Source organism: Bacillus niameyensis, from assembly GCF_001375535.1.
Taxonomy (GTDB): domain Bacteria; phylum Bacillota; class Bacilli; order Bacillales; family Bacillaceae_C; genus Lederbergia; species Lederbergia niameyensis.
Map to the genome: position 1 here is coordinate 1,883,099 of NZ_LN831197.1, position 13,938 is coordinate 1,897,036.

At 36.2% G+C, this 13,938-nt stretch carries 21 protein-coding genes; 3 read left to right on the forward strand and 18 right to left on the reverse strand.

The window, feature by feature from the left end:
* Nucleotides 1-51: 51 nt before the first annotated feature.
* Both BN1243_RS09010 and BN1243_RS09015 read right to left on the reverse strand, forming a co-directional pair.
* Nucleotides 52-1,098, reverse strand: a complete 1,047-nt coding sequence (locus BN1243_RS09010) for an aldo/keto reductase (protein WP_062106107.1) — start codon at nt 1,096-1,098, stop codon at nt 52-54.
* Nucleotides 1,098-1,442, reverse strand: coding sequence for a TIGR04076 family protein (locus BN1243_RS09015; protein ID WP_062105637.1), 345 nt, complete (start codon nt 1,440-1,442; stop codon nt 1,098-1,100). Before BN1243_RS09015 ends, BN1243_RS09010 begins: the two co-directional genes overlap by 1 nt.
* A gap of 173 nt (nt 1,443-1,615) precedes the next feature.
* On the opposite strand from BN1243_RS09015, the gene BN1243_RS09025 reads away from it, so the two are divergent.
* A protein-coding gene (locus BN1243_RS09025; RefSeq protein ID WP_154669829.1) for an IS3 family transposase occupies nt 1,616-2,757 on the forward strand; the annotation gives its coding sequence in 2 pieces (ribosomal slippage) (nt 1,616-1,862 and nt 1,862-2,757; 1,143 coding nt in all).
* Nucleotides 2,758-3,373: 616 nt separating this feature from the next.
* On the opposite strand, the gene BN1243_RS09030 is transcribed toward BN1243_RS09025, so the two are convergent.
* The 6 genes from BN1243_RS09030 to BN1243_RS09055 form a co-directional block, all read right to left on the reverse strand.
* A complete protein-coding gene (locus BN1243_RS09030) occupies nt 3,374-4,081 on the reverse strand; it encodes a Crp/Fnr family transcriptional regulator (RefSeq protein WP_062105630.1) in 708 nt (235 codons plus the stop codon).
* A gap of 64 nt (nt 4,082-4,145) precedes the next feature.
* Nucleotides 4,146-4,379, reverse strand: a complete 234-nt coding sequence (locus tag BN1243_RS09035; RefSeq protein WP_062105632.1) for a heavy-metal-associated domain-containing protein — start codon at nt 4,377-4,379, stop codon at nt 4,146-4,148.
* A 63-nt stretch (nt 4,380-4,442) separates the two neighbouring features.
* Complete coding sequence (locus tag BN1243_RS09040) at nt 4,443-4,742, reverse strand: hypothetical protein (protein ID WP_062105634.1); 300 nt, start codon at nt 4,740-4,742, stop codon at nt 4,443-4,445.
* A 34-nt stretch (nt 4,743-4,776) separates the two neighbouring features.
* Entirely contained in the window at nt 4,777-5,010 is a 234-nt protein-coding gene (locus BN1243_RS09045; RefSeq protein WP_062105636.1) for a heavy-metal-associated domain-containing protein, read from the reverse strand.
* Nucleotides 5,011-5,057: 47 nt separating this feature from the next.
* Nucleotides 5,058-5,543 (reverse strand): aldo/keto reductase, encoded by a 486-nt coding sequence (locus BN1243_RS09050; RefSeq protein ID WP_230200154.1) that lies wholly within the window; start codon nt 5,541-5,543, stop codon nt 5,058-5,060.
* Complete coding sequence (locus BN1243_RS09055) at nt 5,543-5,887, reverse strand: TIGR04076 family protein (RefSeq protein ID WP_062105637.1); 345 nt, start codon at nt 5,885-5,887, stop codon at nt 5,543-5,545. Before BN1243_RS09055 ends, BN1243_RS09050 begins: the two co-directional genes overlap by 1 nt.
* A gap of 173 nt (nt 5,888-6,060) precedes the next feature.
* Between BN1243_RS09055 and BN1243_RS09065 the strand changes: the two genes are divergently transcribed.
* Nucleotides 6,061-7,202, forward strand: a protein-coding gene (locus BN1243_RS09065) for an IS3 family transposase (RefSeq protein WP_154669822.1) whose coding sequence is annotated in 2 segments (ribosomal slippage) — nt 6,061-6,307 and nt 6,307-7,202 — 1,143 coding nt in all. Because the reading frame shifts where the segments join, the coding sequence is not laid out codon by codon here.
* A 616-nt stretch (nt 7,203-7,818) separates the two neighbouring features.
* Here BN1243_RS09065 and BN1243_RS09070 read toward each other — a convergent pair.
* From BN1243_RS09070 to BN1243_RS09095, 6 genes are all read right to left on the reverse strand, one after another.
* Complete coding sequence (locus BN1243_RS09070) at nt 7,819-8,526, reverse strand: Crp/Fnr family transcriptional regulator (RefSeq protein ID WP_062105630.1); 708 nt, start codon at nt 8,524-8,526, stop codon at nt 7,819-7,821.
* 64 nt (nt 8,527-8,590) lie between these two features.
* Nucleotides 8,591-8,824 carry a heavy-metal-associated domain-containing protein gene (locus BN1243_RS09075; RefSeq protein WP_062105632.1) on the reverse strand — a complete coding sequence of 78 codons (234 nt, stop codon included), beginning with the start codon at nt 8,822-8,824 and terminating at the stop codon, nt 8,591-8,593.
* 63 nt (nt 8,825-8,887) lie between these two features.
* Complete coding sequence (locus BN1243_RS09080; protein WP_062105634.1) at nt 8,888-9,187, reverse strand: hypothetical protein; 300 nt, start codon at nt 9,185-9,187, stop codon at nt 8,888-8,890.
* 34 nt (nt 9,188-9,221) lie between these two features.
* Nucleotides 9,222-9,455: a heavy-metal-associated domain-containing protein gene (locus BN1243_RS09085; protein WP_062105636.1), complete on the reverse strand. Its 234-nt coding sequence runs from the start codon at nt 9,453-9,455 to the stop codon at nt 9,222-9,224.
* A 54-nt stretch (nt 9,456-9,509) separates the two neighbouring features.
* Nucleotides 9,510-9,869, reverse strand: a complete 360-nt coding sequence (locus BN1243_RS09090) for an aldo/keto reductase (protein WP_062106111.1) — start codon at nt 9,867-9,869, stop codon at nt 9,510-9,512.
* Nucleotides 9,869-10,213, reverse strand: coding sequence for a TIGR04076 family protein (locus BN1243_RS09095; RefSeq protein WP_062105637.1), 345 nt, complete (start codon nt 10,211-10,213; stop codon nt 9,869-9,871). Before BN1243_RS09095 ends, BN1243_RS09090 begins: the two co-directional genes overlap by 1 nt.
* A 173-nt stretch (nt 10,214-10,386) precedes the next feature.
* Between BN1243_RS09095 and BN1243_RS09105 the strand changes: the two genes are divergently transcribed.
* Nucleotides 10,387-11,528, forward strand: a protein-coding gene (locus BN1243_RS09105; RefSeq protein ID WP_154669822.1) for an IS3 family transposase whose coding sequence is annotated in 2 segments (ribosomal slippage) — nt 10,387-10,633 and nt 10,633-11,528 — 1,143 coding nt in all. Because the reading frame shifts where the segments join, the coding sequence is not laid out codon by codon here.
* Between the two features lie 616 nt (nt 11,529-12,144).
* On the opposite strand, the gene BN1243_RS09110 is transcribed toward BN1243_RS09105, so the two are convergent.
* The 4 genes from BN1243_RS09110 to BN1243_RS09125 form a co-directional block, all read right to left on the reverse strand.
* Nucleotides 12,145-12,852 (reverse strand): Crp/Fnr family transcriptional regulator, encoded by a 708-nt coding sequence (locus tag BN1243_RS09110; RefSeq protein WP_062105630.1) that lies wholly within the window; start codon nt 12,850-12,852, stop codon nt 12,145-12,147.
* Between the two features lie 64 nt (nt 12,853-12,916).
* Nucleotides 12,917-13,150, reverse strand: coding sequence for a heavy-metal-associated domain-containing protein (locus tag BN1243_RS09115; RefSeq protein ID WP_062105632.1), 234 nt, complete (start codon nt 13,148-13,150; stop codon nt 12,917-12,919).
* 63 nt (nt 13,151-13,213) lie between these two features.
* Complete coding sequence (locus BN1243_RS09120) at nt 13,214-13,513, reverse strand: hypothetical protein (RefSeq protein WP_062105634.1); 300 nt, start codon at nt 13,511-13,513, stop codon at nt 13,214-13,216.
* Between the two features lie 34 nt (nt 13,514-13,547).
* Complete coding sequence (locus BN1243_RS09125; protein WP_062105636.1) at nt 13,548-13,781, reverse strand: heavy-metal-associated domain-containing protein; 234 nt, start codon at nt 13,779-13,781, stop codon at nt 13,548-13,550.
* Nucleotides 13,782-13,938: the final 157 nt, after the last annotated feature.

Genomic DNA, 13,938 nt, shown 5'->3' on the forward strand with positions numbered 1-13,938 from the left:
AACTCCCTCTCCTCTACTAAACTCTCTAATCTAGACTAAATAAACAATCACTTATTCTTCATTTAAATTCATCTTCATAATATTGCGATACTTCGAACCAACAGTACGCTCTAATTCAAAAGGTTCACCGTTTAATATTGGATAGTTGTCCAAGAATTGTTTGATTTCTTCGGTATCGGATCGATCGAGTTCAAAAGTAAATATTTGCGCGTTGGACTCAACATGCCTACTATTTCTAACTCCAATAATAGTTGCCCCGACTCCTTGTTGACTCAATATATATTTTGTCGCAATCTGAGAAGCCTTGACAGAATACTTTTTACCAATTCTTTGCAGGATTAACAATAATTCCTGATAGCCATCCCAACCCAAGGTATCCTCAATCACTTGGAGATATTTAACATGTGAGCGTGTTTCAGGTTGTATCGATGGTTGACCATTCCATTTTTCCGCTATCAAACCTCCCGATAATGTACCATAGCACAGCAGGGAAATTCCTTTGCTTGTACAATAATCGATTAATTTCTTTTCTGGGCGTCGATCAAAAACCGAATATTGATTTTGACAAGATACAATAGGGATACCGGCATCAACGAGCTCGCTCAAATGCTTCGTATCAAAGTTTGTAACGGCGATATTACGGATTTTTCCTTTTTCTTTAAGTTTCAGCAGGTCTCCCGCCGTCTCAACATAGCCGGGCACATTGTAATCCCACCAATGAAACTGCACAAGATCTAATACATCTCGTTTTTGACGTTTAAGGCTTCTGTCGATTATTTTTTCTGTATAGTTGTAATCAACCTCACTAAGCAAATTGATATCCGGTACATACTTAGTATGAACTTGAATATCGTGTGGCGAAAGGGTGCTTCCGTGCTTCAGTTCCGTTAAAAATTCACCGAGTAATTCTTCAGTTCCTGTATAAATATCTGCACAATCAAATGTCGTAAATCCCCTTTCTGCAAGCATATAGAAAGCATTCTTGACATCTTTCATGTCTAATTTTGTTTTTATGCTATGGCCTTCTGATAGCTGCCAACACCCGTTGATCACTCTACTGATCGTATAATCTTTTGCTAATTCGAATCGTTCCGCCATTATTGTTGATCTCCTTTATGTATGAGTTCTATTGTGCATTCAGCATGACTAAATTCTTGAGTCCCAGTACGGGTTATTTTAAACTTGGCTCCACAGTTTGGATCCGGGCAGGCAATTAGGCTATCAGACAACATCCAGTCATTAGCGTGTAATGGCCGCTGCTTGGCAGGCAACAATGGCAAAATAGCACTTAAAGCATACATGGAAAATGAATTAGCTTCTGGGAAGATAAGGTCTTCTCCAACAACTAGAAAATAGTCACCTTCCTTATGCCTGCATACCATTGGTTGATCTGTAGCAACAACCTCTACCTTTAAGTTATACAGTGTAAATTTATCATCCACGGCACGTCCTCCTTTCCTCACTTGCAGAAGTTTAGGTTCCTAAAAAAAAAAGCCTGTCCTTTCTTAATTATACCACCTTTTTATTGATTATCTTAGTATGGATAGGTTACACTTAGTTGGACAATAAAAATAAGGGCGAGTAGAATAGTAACAATAAGTGAGGAGAATCTACCGTGCCTAAAAAAAGACGTACCTTTTCAACCGAGTTTAAAAAACAAGTGGTGGCATTGTATGAAAGTGGAAAAAGCCGCCAATCAATTGTAAGTGAATATGAGTTGACTGCCTCAGCATTAGACAGATGGATTGCTCAATTCCAACAGTCCGGATCTTTTCAAGCAAAAGATAATCGAACTCCAGAGGAACAAGAATTAATTGAATTAAGAAAGAGAAATAAGCAGTTAGAAATGGAAGTCGATATTTTAAAGCAAGCCGCGCTGATCATGGGACGAAAATAGAAGTGATAAAAAGAAACAGTCACAAATATTCGGTATCAGCAATGTGCAAAGTCCTACAAATCTCTCGTAGTACCTTTTACTACGATACAAAAATAGCAGCTCAAAAGGAACAAGAAAGAATTGCAGAAGAACAAGAATTAAAAGAGAAAATCCTAGAGATTTTTAACAACAACCGTCAGGTATATGGTACTCGAAAAATTAAAAAGGGCCTGGCTAAATCGGGTTTAACAGTCTCTAGACGCCGAATTGGCCGATTAATGGATGAGCTTGGAATCCAGTCTAAATATGCACAACCATCATATAAGCCAATGACATCACCGCCAAATGAAGAGGCTGTTCGAAACGTGCTAAATCGTGAATTTCAAGTCGATAAAGAAATGACCGTTTTAGTTAGTGATTTAACGTATGTGAAAGTAGGAAGCGAATGGAATTACGTTTGTTTTTTACTAGATTTATATAATCGAGAAATAGTTGGTTATAGCGCTGGAAAGCGTAAAGACGCAGCTCTAGTTCAACGTGCCTTCGAATCTATCAAGCAACCATTAGGGAAAATAAAAATGTTTCATACCGATCGAGGATCTGAGTTTAAGAACGTTGGAATCGATGAGTTATTAAGTAAATTTCAGATTAAACGATCTCTAAGTGATAAAGGAAATCCCTATGACAATGCGGTGGCAGAAGCTACATTTAAGATATTAAAAACTGAATTAATTAACGGAAGGCATTTTCAAACCCTTGAACAACTAGCTCTTGAACTTTTCGATTATGTAAATTGGTACAACAATATCCGTATGCACAGTTCACTTGGCTATTTAAGTCCAGTAGAGTATAGAATTTCGTCCCTTAAAAAAGTTGTTTGATTTAGTGTTGACATACCAAACTACTGGATTCATTATTTATCTCTTCCTCTCTCAAATTACTTACCAGTAACCCCTATTCCATCTTGAAGTATCATAGCTTCGCTTGTTATACGAGATCTAGGTCCCAACCAGCCCCAAACATGTTTCTACAAGTAGGGGGCGGACAGTTTAGTTGACGGGATCAATGCCCCAAGCACCCGTACGTCCTACCCTGGCTACTGATATAATAGATTCTATTTAAAAAAGGTCAACCAGTAAAAACTGGTTAACCTTATAATACGAAAGCACCCGTTACTTTAAATACACTAATTCACAATCCAAATTATAATTTTAACATAAATTGTCAATCCCTTAGCTATTTATCAGAGGAATTAGCTAAGTTATTAGGGAGTGTTTTGCTAAATAATGCAGTTGACACAATTTTATATCTTCTTGGCAAAATAAGTGCCAAATAAGGAGCCATTTTTCTTTCTTTTTTGTAGATAAACATTGTTAAACCAACAAAAATTAGCAATCATTTTTTATGCTAATTGGATTGCTAAAAGGTTTGTTATTTTATGTTTTGTACTATTAAACTTAACCCGTTAGTATGATGGCACGCTACTCTTGCTTATATTTATTCAGTATGAAGTAACAATTGATCTAAATCCATTATTTTAATTTTCTTTTTCGGTAACTGTTTAATCAATCCAAGTTCTTCTAGAGTAGTAAATTTACGGCTGATTGTTTCTGGTGTGGTACCAAGATACGAGGCTAAATCCTTTTTGGACATTGGTAAGATAATCGTTGGACTATTGCCACTTCCCTTTTCAACATTCTCAGCTAAAAAGGATATAATGCGGGTTTCTACATTTTCAATCGCTACTTGTGTGGTTTGTTTTTCAGAATCCTTCAATCGTATCGTTACTTCTGATAGTATTTTTAATGAGATCTGCGGATATTCCACCAAATACTTCTGTAATTCCTCTCGTTTAATTAAACAAATGGATGTATTTTGTAATGCTTCCGCATAATTTTCATGAATACTTCCAGGTTGGAAAATGGCAACTTCACCTGTAAAATCACCGGGATTTAAAATGCGAACAAGTTGTTCTTTTCCAGAATCCGATAAGCGGTAAATCCGAGCCTTACCTGAATTGATAATATATAAGGTATCATCTTCCTCATCTGCACGGAATAACATTTCCCCTTTTTGCAGATGAAGTGTCTTGGCAGATTCCGCAATCAAATCCATTTGTGAGTCTTCCAGATGGTTGAAGATGGGAACGATACGAATACATTCTGCATGTCCATGTTGGTGATGACAACATTGGTTTTGTTCCAAAATAACCTCTCCTTTTTATAAAAAGCCTAAGAGGGCATCTTAGGCTTCCTTTCTATTCACTCGATTAAGCAGGTTTTACCTTTGATTTGACAACAGGATATCCTAAGTCTTCAATTGTCTTTTCGATATCGTTAATAGCAACTGCTTCTGAATCAAAATCTACTTTTACTTTACTAGCATTGAACATTACTTTCAAGCTATCTTGATTCACACCGTTTATTCCTTTCACCGCATTTTCAATCTTTTGGAGACAAGATGGGCAAGATAAGGTTTCTAATTGAATCGTTGCTTTTTGCATAAATCATTTCCCCCTTCATTTTTTAACGACCGTAACCAATTTATTCTTTTGTTTTGAGTTACTTTAATCCTGATATGCTTTATCTACTTCTGATAGCATCTCGAATGTGCCTGCATACGTTTCACATACATCTCCAGGAATGGTGTAGTTGTCTGTGATTTTTCGTAATTGAGCAAATTCAGCATCTAAGTCAGGTTTGTTCGTACCAGCGTCTTTTACTTTTCCACTAATTGTTTTAAACAATTCACGTACTTCAAAGGCTTCTGGGTGATTCTTACCATGGGCCCGTGTTATTGCAGTGGTGTATAAATCCAGTTTTTCAAAATGGTTGTTTACTACTTCGTAAAATGTTTGTTCAGACATTATTCGTCCCCTCTTTCTTGTGACTTTTTGATTCTTAGGAAGATTTTACTTTTGATTTGACGACTGGATATCCTAAGTCTTCAATGGCCTTTTCGATATCGGTAATAGCGACTGAATCTGAATCAAAATCAAATCTAACTTTGCTTGCGTTAAATAGTATTTTTACGCTATCTTGATCGATCCCATTTAATCCTTTGACGGCATTCTCAATTTTTTGCATACATGATGGACAAGATAAGGTTTCTAATTGAATCACTGCTTTTCGCATGAATTATTCTCCTTCCCTTTTTGAAGGTTGGTTTCATCTCTTCCTCCTTACAATTCAAGTATAGCTTNGATATTACGGATTTTTCCTTTTTCTTTAAGTTTCAGCAGGTCTCCCGCCGTCTCAACATAGCCGGGCACATTGTAATCCCACCAATGAAACTGCACAAGATCTAATACATCTCGTTTTTGACGTTTAAGGCTTCTGTCGATTATTTTTTCTGTATAGTTGTAATCAACCTCACTAAGCAAATTGATATCCGGTACATACTTAGTATGAACTTGAATATCGTGTGGCGAAAGGGTGCTTCCGTGCTTCAGTTCCGTTAAAAATTCACCGAGTAATTCTTCAGTTCCTGTATAAATATCTGCACAATCAAATGTCGTAAATCCCCTTTCTGCAAGCATATAGAAAGCATTCTTGACATCTTTCATGTCTAATTTTGTTTTTATGCTATGGCCTTCTGATAGCTGCCAACACCCGTTGATCACTCTACTGATCGTATAATCTTTTGCTAATTCGAATCGTTCCGCCATTATTGTTGATCTCCTTTATGTATGAGTTCTATTGTGCATTCAGCATGACTAAATTCTTGAGTCCCAGTACGGGTTATTTTAAACTTGGCTCCACAGTTTGGATCCGGGCAGGCAATTAGGCTATCAGACAACATCCAGTCATTAGCGTGTAATGGCCGCTGCTTGGCAGGCAACAATGGCAAAATAGCACTTAAAGCATACATGGAAAATGAATTAGCTTCTGGGAAGATAAGGTCTTCTCCAACAACTAGAAAATAGTCACCTTCCTTATGCCTGCATACCATTGGTTGATCTGTAGCAACAACCTCTACCTTTAAGTTATACAGTGTAAATTTATCATCCACGGCACGTCCTCCTTTCCTCACTTGCAGAAGTTTAGGTTCCTAAAAAAAAAAGCCTGTCCTTTCTTAATTATACCACCTTTTTATTGATTATCTTAGTATGGATAGGTTACACTTAGTTGGACAATAAAAATAAGGGCGAGTAGAATAGTAACAATAAGTGAGGAGAATCTACCGTGCCTAAAAAAAGACGTACCTTTTCAACCGAGTTTAAAAAACAAGTGGTGGCATTGTATGAAAGTGGAAAAAGCCGCCAATCAATTGTAAGTGAATATGAGTTGACTGCCTCAGCATTAGACAGATGGATTGCTCAATTCCAACAGTCCGGATCTTTTCAAGCAAAAGATAATCGAACTCCAGAGGAACAAGAATTAATTGAATTAAGAAAGAGAAATAAGCAGTTAGAAATGGAAGTCGATATTTTAAAGCAAGCCGCGCTGATCATGGGACGAAAATAGAAGTGATAAAAAGAAACAGTCACAAATATTCGGTATCAGCAATGTGCAAAGTCCTACAAATCTCTCGTAGTACCTTTTACTACGATACAAAAATAGCAGCTCAAAAGGAACAAGAAAGAATTGCAGAAGAACAAGAATTAAAAGAGAAAATCCTAGAGATTTTTAACAACAACCGTCAGGTATATGGTACTCGAAAAATTAAAAAGGGCCTGGCTAAATCGGGTTTAACAGTCTCTAGACGCCGAATTGGCCGATTAATGGATGAGCTTGGAATCCAGTCTAAATATGCACAACCATCATATAAGCCAATGACATCACCGCCAAATGAAGAGGCTGTTCGAATCGTGCTAAATCGTGAATTTCAAGTCGATAAAGAAATGACCGTTTTAGTTAGTGATTTAACGTATGTGAAAGTAGGAAGCGAATGGAATTACGTTTGTTTTTTACTAGATTTATATAATCGAGAAATAGTTGGTTATAGCGCTGGAAAGCGTAAAGACGCAGCTCTAGTTCAACGTGCCTTCGAATCTATCAAGCAACCATTAGGGAAAATAAAAATGTTTCATACCGATCGAGGATCTGAGTTTAAGAACGTTGGAATCGATGAGTTATTAAGTAAATTTCAGATTAAACGATCTCTAAGTGATAAAGGAAATCCCTATGACAATGCGGTGGCAGAAGCTACATTTAAGATATTAAAAACTGAATTAATTAACGGAAGGCATTTTCAAACCCTTGAACAACTAGCTCTTGAACTTTTCGATTATGTAAATTGGTACAACAATATCCGTATGCACAGTTCACTTGGCTATTTAAGTCCAGTAGAGTATAGAATTTCGTCCCTTAAAAAAGTTGTTTGATTTAGTGTTGACATACCAAACTACTGGATTCATTATTTATCTCTTCCTCTCTCAAATTACTTACCAGTAACCCCTATTCCATCTTGAAGTATCATAGCTTCGCTTGTTATACGAGATCTAGGTCCCAACCAGCCCCAAACATGTTTCTACAAGTAGGGGGCGGACAGTTTAGTTGACGGGATCAATGCCCCAAGCACCCGTACGTCCTACCCTGGCTACTGATATAATAGATTCTATTTAAAAAAGGTCAACCAGTAAAAACTGGTTAACCTTATAATACGAAAGCACCCGTTACTTTAAATACACTAATTCACAATCCAAATTATAATTTTAACATAAATTGTCAATCCCTTAGCTATTTATCAGAGGAATTAGCTAAGTTATTAGGGAGTGTTTTGCTAAATAATGCAGTTGACACAATTTTATATCTTCTTGGCAAAATAAGTGCCAAATAAGGAGCCATTTTTCTTTCTTTTTTGTAGATAAACATTGTTAAACCAACAAAAATTAGCAATCATTTTTTATGCTAATTGGATTGCTAAAAGGTTTGTTATTTTATGTTTTGTACTATTAAACTTAACCCGTTAGTATGATGGCACGCTACTCTTGCTTATATTTATTCAGTATGAAGTAACAATTGATCTAAATCCATTATTTTAATTTTCTTTTTCGGTAACTGTTTAATCAATCCAAGTTCTTCTAGAGTAGTAAATTTACGGCTGATTGTTTCTGGTGTGGTACCAAGATACGAGGCTAAATCCTTTTTGGACATTGGTAAGATAATCGTTGGACTATTGCCACTTCCCTTTTCAACATTCTCAGCTAAAAAGGATATAATGCGGGTTTCTACATTTTCAATCGCTACTTGTGTGGTTTGTTTTTCAGAATCCTTCAATCGTATCGTTACTTCTGATAGTATTTTTAATGAGATCTGCGGATATTCCACCAAATACTTCTGTAATTCCTCTCGTTTAATTAAACAAATGGATGTATTTTGTAATGCTTCCGCATAATTTTCATGAATACTTCCAGGTTGGAAAATGGCAACTTCACCTGTAAAATCACCGGGATTTAAAATGCGAACAAGTTGTTCTTTTCCAGAATCCGATAAGCGGTAAATCCGAGCCTTACCTGAATTGATAATATATAAGGTATCATCTTCCTCATCTGCACGGAATAACATTTCCCCTTTTTGCAGATGAAGTGTCTTGGCAGATTCCGCAATCAAATCCATTTGTGAGTCTTCCAGATGGTTGAAGATGGGAACGATACGAATACATTCTGCATGTCCATGTTGGTGATGACAACATTGGTTTTGTTCCAAAATAACCTCTCCTTTTTATAAAAAGCCTAAGAGGGCATCTTAGGCTTCCTTTCTATTCACTCGATTAAGCAGGTTTTACCTTTGATTTGACAACAGGATATCCTAAGTCTTCAATTGTCTTTTCGATATCGTTAATAGCAACTGCTTCTGAATCAAAATCTACTTTTACTTTACTAGCATTGAACATTACTTTCAAGCTATCTTGATTCACACCGTTTATTCCTTTCACCGCATTTTCAATCTTTTGGAGACAAGATGGGCAAGATAAGGTTTCTAATTGAATCGTTGCTTTTTGCATAAATCATTTCCCCCTTCATTTTTTAACGACCGTAACCAATTTATTCTTTTGTTTTGAGTTACTTTAATCCTGATATGCTTTATCTACTTCTGATAGCATCTCGAATGTGCCTGCATACGTTTCACATACATCTCCAGGAATGGTGTAGTTGTCTGTGATTTTTCGTAATTGAGCAAATTCAGCATCTAAGTCAGGTTTGTTCGTACCAGCGTCTTTTACTTTTCCACTAATTGTTTTAAACAATTCACGTACTTCAAAGGCTTCTGGGTGATTCTTACCATGGGCCCGTGTTATTGCAGTGGTGTATAAATCCAGTTTTTCAAAATGGTTGTTTACTACTTCGTAAAATGTTTGTTCAGACATTATTCGTCCCCTCTTTCTTGTGACTTTTTGATTCTTAGGAAGATTTTACTTTTGATTTGACGACTGGATATCCTAAGTCTTCAATGGCCTTTTCGATATCGGTAATAGCGACTGAATCTGAATCAAAATCAAATCTAACTTTGCTTGCGTTAAATAGTATTTTTACGCTATCTTGATCGATCCCATTTAATCCTTTGACGGCATTCTCAATTTTTTGCATACATGATGGACAAGATAAGGTTTCTAATTGAATCACTGCTTTTCGCATGAATTATTCTCCTTCCCTTTTTGAAGGTTGGTTTCATCTCTTCCTCCTTACAATTCAAGTATAGCTTNGACGTTTAAGGCTTCTGTCGATTATTTTTTCTGTATAGTTGTAATCAACCTCACTAAGCAAATTGATATCCGGTACATACTTAGTATGAACTTGAATATCGTGTGGCGAAAGGGTGCTTCCGTGCTTCAGTTCCGTTAAAAATTCACCGAGTAATTCTTCAGTTCCTGTATAAATATCTGCACAATCAAATGTCGTAAATCCCCTTTCTGCAAGCATATAGAAAGCATTCTTGACATCTTTCATGTCTAATTTTGTTTTTATGCTATGGCCTTCTGATAGCTGCCAACACCCGTTGATCACTCTACTGATCGTATAATCTTTTGCTAATTCGAATCGTTCCGCCATTATTGTTGATCTCCTTTATGTATGAGTTCTATTGTGCATTCAGCATGACTAAATTCTTGAGTCCCAGTACGGGTTATTTTAAACTTGGCTCCACAGTTTGGATCCGGGCAGGCAATTAGGCTATCAGACAACATCCAGTCATTAGCGTGTAATGGCCGCTGCTTGGCAGGCAACAATGGCAAAATAGCACTTAAAGCATACATGGAAAATGAATTAGCTTCTGGGAAGATAAGGTCTTCTCCAACAACTAGAAAATAGTCACCTTCCTTATGCCTGCATACCATTGGTTGATCTGTAGCAACAACCTCTACCTTTAAGTTATACAGTGTAAATTTATCATCCACGGCACGTCCTCCTTTCCTCACTTGCAGAAGTTTAGGTTCCTAAAAAAAAAAGCCTGTCCTTTCTTAATTATACCACCTTTTTATTGATTATCTTAGTATGGATAGGTTACACTTAGTTGGACAATAAAAATAAGGGCGAGTAGAATAGTAACAATAAGTGAGGAGAATCTACCGTGCCTAAAAAAAGACGTACCTTTTCAACCGAGTTTAAAAAACAAGTGGTGGCATTGTATGAAAGTGGAAAAAGCCGCCAATCAATTGTAAGTGAATATGAGTTGACTGCCTCAGCATTAGACAGATGGATTGCTCAATTCCAACAGTCCGGATCTTTTCAAGCAAAAGATAATCGAACTCCAGAGGAACAAGAATTAATTGAATTAAGAAAGAGAAATAAGCAGTTAGAAATGGAAGTCGATATTTTAAAGCAAGCCGCGCTGATCATGGGACGAAAATAGAAGTGATAAAAAGAAACAGTCACAAATATTCGGTATCAGCAATGTGCAAAGTCCTACAAATCTCTCGTAGTACCTTTTACTACGATACAAAAATAGCAGCTCAAAAGGAACAAGAAAGAATTGCAGAAGAACAAGAATTAAAAGAGAAAATCCTAGAGATTTTTAACAACAACCGTCAGGTATATGGTACTCGAAAAATTAAAAAGGGCCTGGCTAAATCGGGTTTAACAGTCTCTAGACGCCGAATTGGCCGATTAATGGATGAGCTTGGAATCCAGTCTAAATATGCACAACCATCATATAAGCCAATGACATCACCGCCAAATGAAGAGGCTGTTCGAATCGTGCTAAATCGTGAATTTCAAGTCGATAAAGAAATGACCGTTTTAGTTAGTGATTTAACGTATGTGAAAGTAGGAAGCGAATGGAATTACGTTTGTTTTTTACTAGATTTATATAATCGAGAAATAGTTGGTTATAGCGCTGGAAAGCGTAAAGACGCAGCTCTAGTTCAACGTGCCTTCGAATCTATCAAGCAACCATTAGGGAAAATAAAAATGTTTCATACCGATCGAGGATCTGAGTTTAAGAACGTTGGAATCGATGAGTTATTAAGTAAATTTCAGATTAAACGATCTCTAAGTGATAAAGGAAATCCCTATGACAATGCGGTGGCAGAAGCTACATTTAAGATATTAAAAACTGAATTAATTAACGGAAGGCATTTTCAAACCCTTGAACAACTAGCTCTTGAACTTTTCGATTATGTAAATTGGTACAACAATATCCGTATGCACAGTTCACTTGGCTATTTAAGTCCAGTAGAGTATAGAATTTCGTCCCTTAAAAAAGTTGTTTGATTTAGTGTTGACATACCAAACTACTGGATTCATTATTTATCTCTTCCTCTCTCAAATTACTTACCAGTAACCCCTATTCCATCTTGAAGTATCATAGCTTCGCTTGTTATACGAGATCTAGGTCCCAACCAGCCCCAAACATGTTTCTACAAGTAGGGGGCGGACAGTTTAGTTGACGGGATCAATGCCCCAAGCACCCGTACGTCCTACCCTGGCTACTGATATAATAGATTCTATTTAAAAAAGGTCAACCAGTAAAAACTGGTTAACCTTATAATACGAAAGCACCCGTTACTTTAAATACACTAATTCACAATCCAAATTATAATTTTAACATAAATTGTCAATCCCTTAGCTATTTATCAGAGGAATTAGCTAAGTTATTAGGGAGTGTTTTGCTAAATAATGCAGTTGACACAATTTTATATCTTCTTGGCAAAATAAGTGCCAAATAAGGAGCCATTTTTCTTTCTTTTTTGTAGATAAACATTGTTAAACCAACAAAAATTAGCAATCATTTTTTATGCTAATTGGATTGCTAAAAGGTTTGTTATTTTATGTTTTGTACTATTAAACTTAACCCGTTAGTATGATGGCACGCTACTCTTGCTTATATTTATTCAGTATGAAGTAACAATTGATCTAAATCCATTATTTTAATTTTCTTTTTCGGTAACTGTTTAATCAATCCAAGTTCTTCTAGAGTAGTAAATTTACGGCTGATTGTTTCTGGTGTGGTACCAAGATACGAGGCTAAATCCTTTTTGGACATTGGTAAGATAATCGTTGGACTATTGCCACTTCCCTTTTCAACATTCTCAGCTAAAAAGGATATAATGCGGGTTTCTACATTTTCAATCGCTACTTGTGTGGTTTGTTTTTCAGAATCCTTCAATCGTATCGTTACTTCTGATAGTATTTTTAATGAGATCTGCGGATATTCCACCAAATACTTCTGTAATTCCTCTCGTTTAATTAAACAAATGGATGTATTTTGTAATGCTTCCGCATAATTTTCATGAATACTTCCAGGTTGGAAAATGGCAACTTCACCTGTAAAATCACCGGGATTTAAAATGCGAACAAGTTGTTCTTTTCCAGAATCCGATAAGCGGTAAATCCGAGCCTTACCTGAATTGATAATATATAAGGTATCATCTTCCTCATCTGCACGGAATAACATTTCCCCTTTTTGCAGATGAAGTGTCTTGGCAGATTCCGCAATCAAATCCATTTGTGAGTCTTCCAGATGGTTGAAGATGGGAACGATACGAATACATTCTGCATGTCCATGTTGGTGATGACAACATTGGTTTTGTTCCAAAATAACCTCTCCTTTTTATAAAAAGCCTAAGAGGGCATCTTAGGCTTCCTTTCTATTCACTCGATTAAGCAGGTTTTACCTTTGATTTGACAACAGGATATCCTAAGTCTTCAATTGTCTTTTCGATATCGTTAATAGCAACTGCTTCTGAATCAAAATCTACTTTTACTTTACTAGCATTGAACATTACTTTCAAGCTATCTTGATTCACACCGTTTATTCCTTTCACCGCATTTTCAATCTTTTGGAGACAAGATGGGCAAGATAAGGTTTCTAATTGAATCGTTGCTTTTTGCATAAATCATTTCCCCCTTCATTTTTTAACGACCGTAACCAATTTATTCTTTTGTTTTGAGTTACTTTAATCCTGATATGCTTTATCTACTTCTGATAGCATCTCGAATGTGCCTGCATACGTTTCACATACATCTCCAGGAATGGTGTAGTTGTCTGTGATTTTTCGTAATTGAGCAAATTCAGCATCTAAGTCAGGTTTGTTCGTACCAGCGTCTTTTACTTTTCCACTAATTGTTTTAAACAATTCACGTACTTCAAAGGCTTCTGGGTGATTCTTACCATGGGCCCGTGTTATTGCAGTGGTGTATAAATCCAGTTTTTCAAAATGGTTGTTTACTACTTCGTAAAATGTTTGTTCAGACATTATTCGTCCCCTCTTTCTTGTGACTTTTTGATTCTTAGGAAGATTTTACTTTTGATTTGACGACTGGATATCCTAAGTCTTCAATGGCCTTTTCGATATCGGTAATAGCGACTGAATCTGAATCAAAATCAAATCTAACTTTGCTTGCGTTAAATAGTATTTTTACGCTATCTTGATCGATCCCATTTAATCCTTTGACGGCATTCTCAATTTTTTGCATACATGATGGACAAGATAAGGTTTCTAATTGAATCACTGCTTTTCGCATGAATTATTCTCCTTCCCTTTTTGAAGGTTGGTTTCATCTCTTCCTCCTTACAATTCAAGTATAGCTTAGGTTCAATGTATTTAAATTGACGTATATCAAGTTTTGTTTAGATATGGGAAGCATTTTTTTAAGAAAGAATACTTCCCGTTACTGTTTT

Coding starts and splice junctions, on each gene's coding strand:
- BN1243_RS09120 (WP_062105634.1), bottom strand. CDS start 13,513: ATGTCTGAACAAACATTTTACGAAGTAGTAAACAACCATTTTGAAAAA.
- BN1243_RS09080 (WP_062105634.1), bottom strand. CDS start 9,187: ATGTCTGAACAAACATTTTACGAAGTAGTAAACAACCATTTTGAAAAA.
- BN1243_RS09045 (WP_062105636.1), bottom strand. CDS start 5,010: ATGCGAAAAGCAGTGATTCAATTAGAAACCTTATCTTGTCCATCATGT.
- BN1243_RS09010 (WP_062106107.1), bottom strand. CDS start 1,098: ATGGCGGAACGATTCGAATTAGCAAAAGATTATACGATCAGTAGAGTG.
- BN1243_RS09115 (WP_062105632.1), bottom strand. CDS start 13,150: ATGCAAAAAGCAACGATTCAATTAGAAACCTTATCTTGCCCATCTTGT.
- BN1243_RS09035 (WP_062105632.1), bottom strand. CDS start 4,379: ATGCAAAAAGCAACGATTCAATTAGAAACCTTATCTTGCCCATCTTGT.
- BN1243_RS09075 (WP_062105632.1), bottom strand. CDS start 8,824: ATGCAAAAAGCAACGATTCAATTAGAAACCTTATCTTGCCCATCTTGT.
- BN1243_RS09085 (WP_062105636.1), bottom strand. CDS start 9,455: ATGCGAAAAGCAGTGATTCAATTAGAAACCTTATCTTGTCCATCATGT.
- BN1243_RS09125 (WP_062105636.1), bottom strand. CDS start 13,781: ATGCGAAAAGCAGTGATTCAATTAGAAACCTTATCTTGTCCATCATGT.
- BN1243_RS09040 (WP_062105634.1), bottom strand. CDS start 4,742: ATGTCTGAACAAACATTTTACGAAGTAGTAAACAACCATTTTGAAAAA.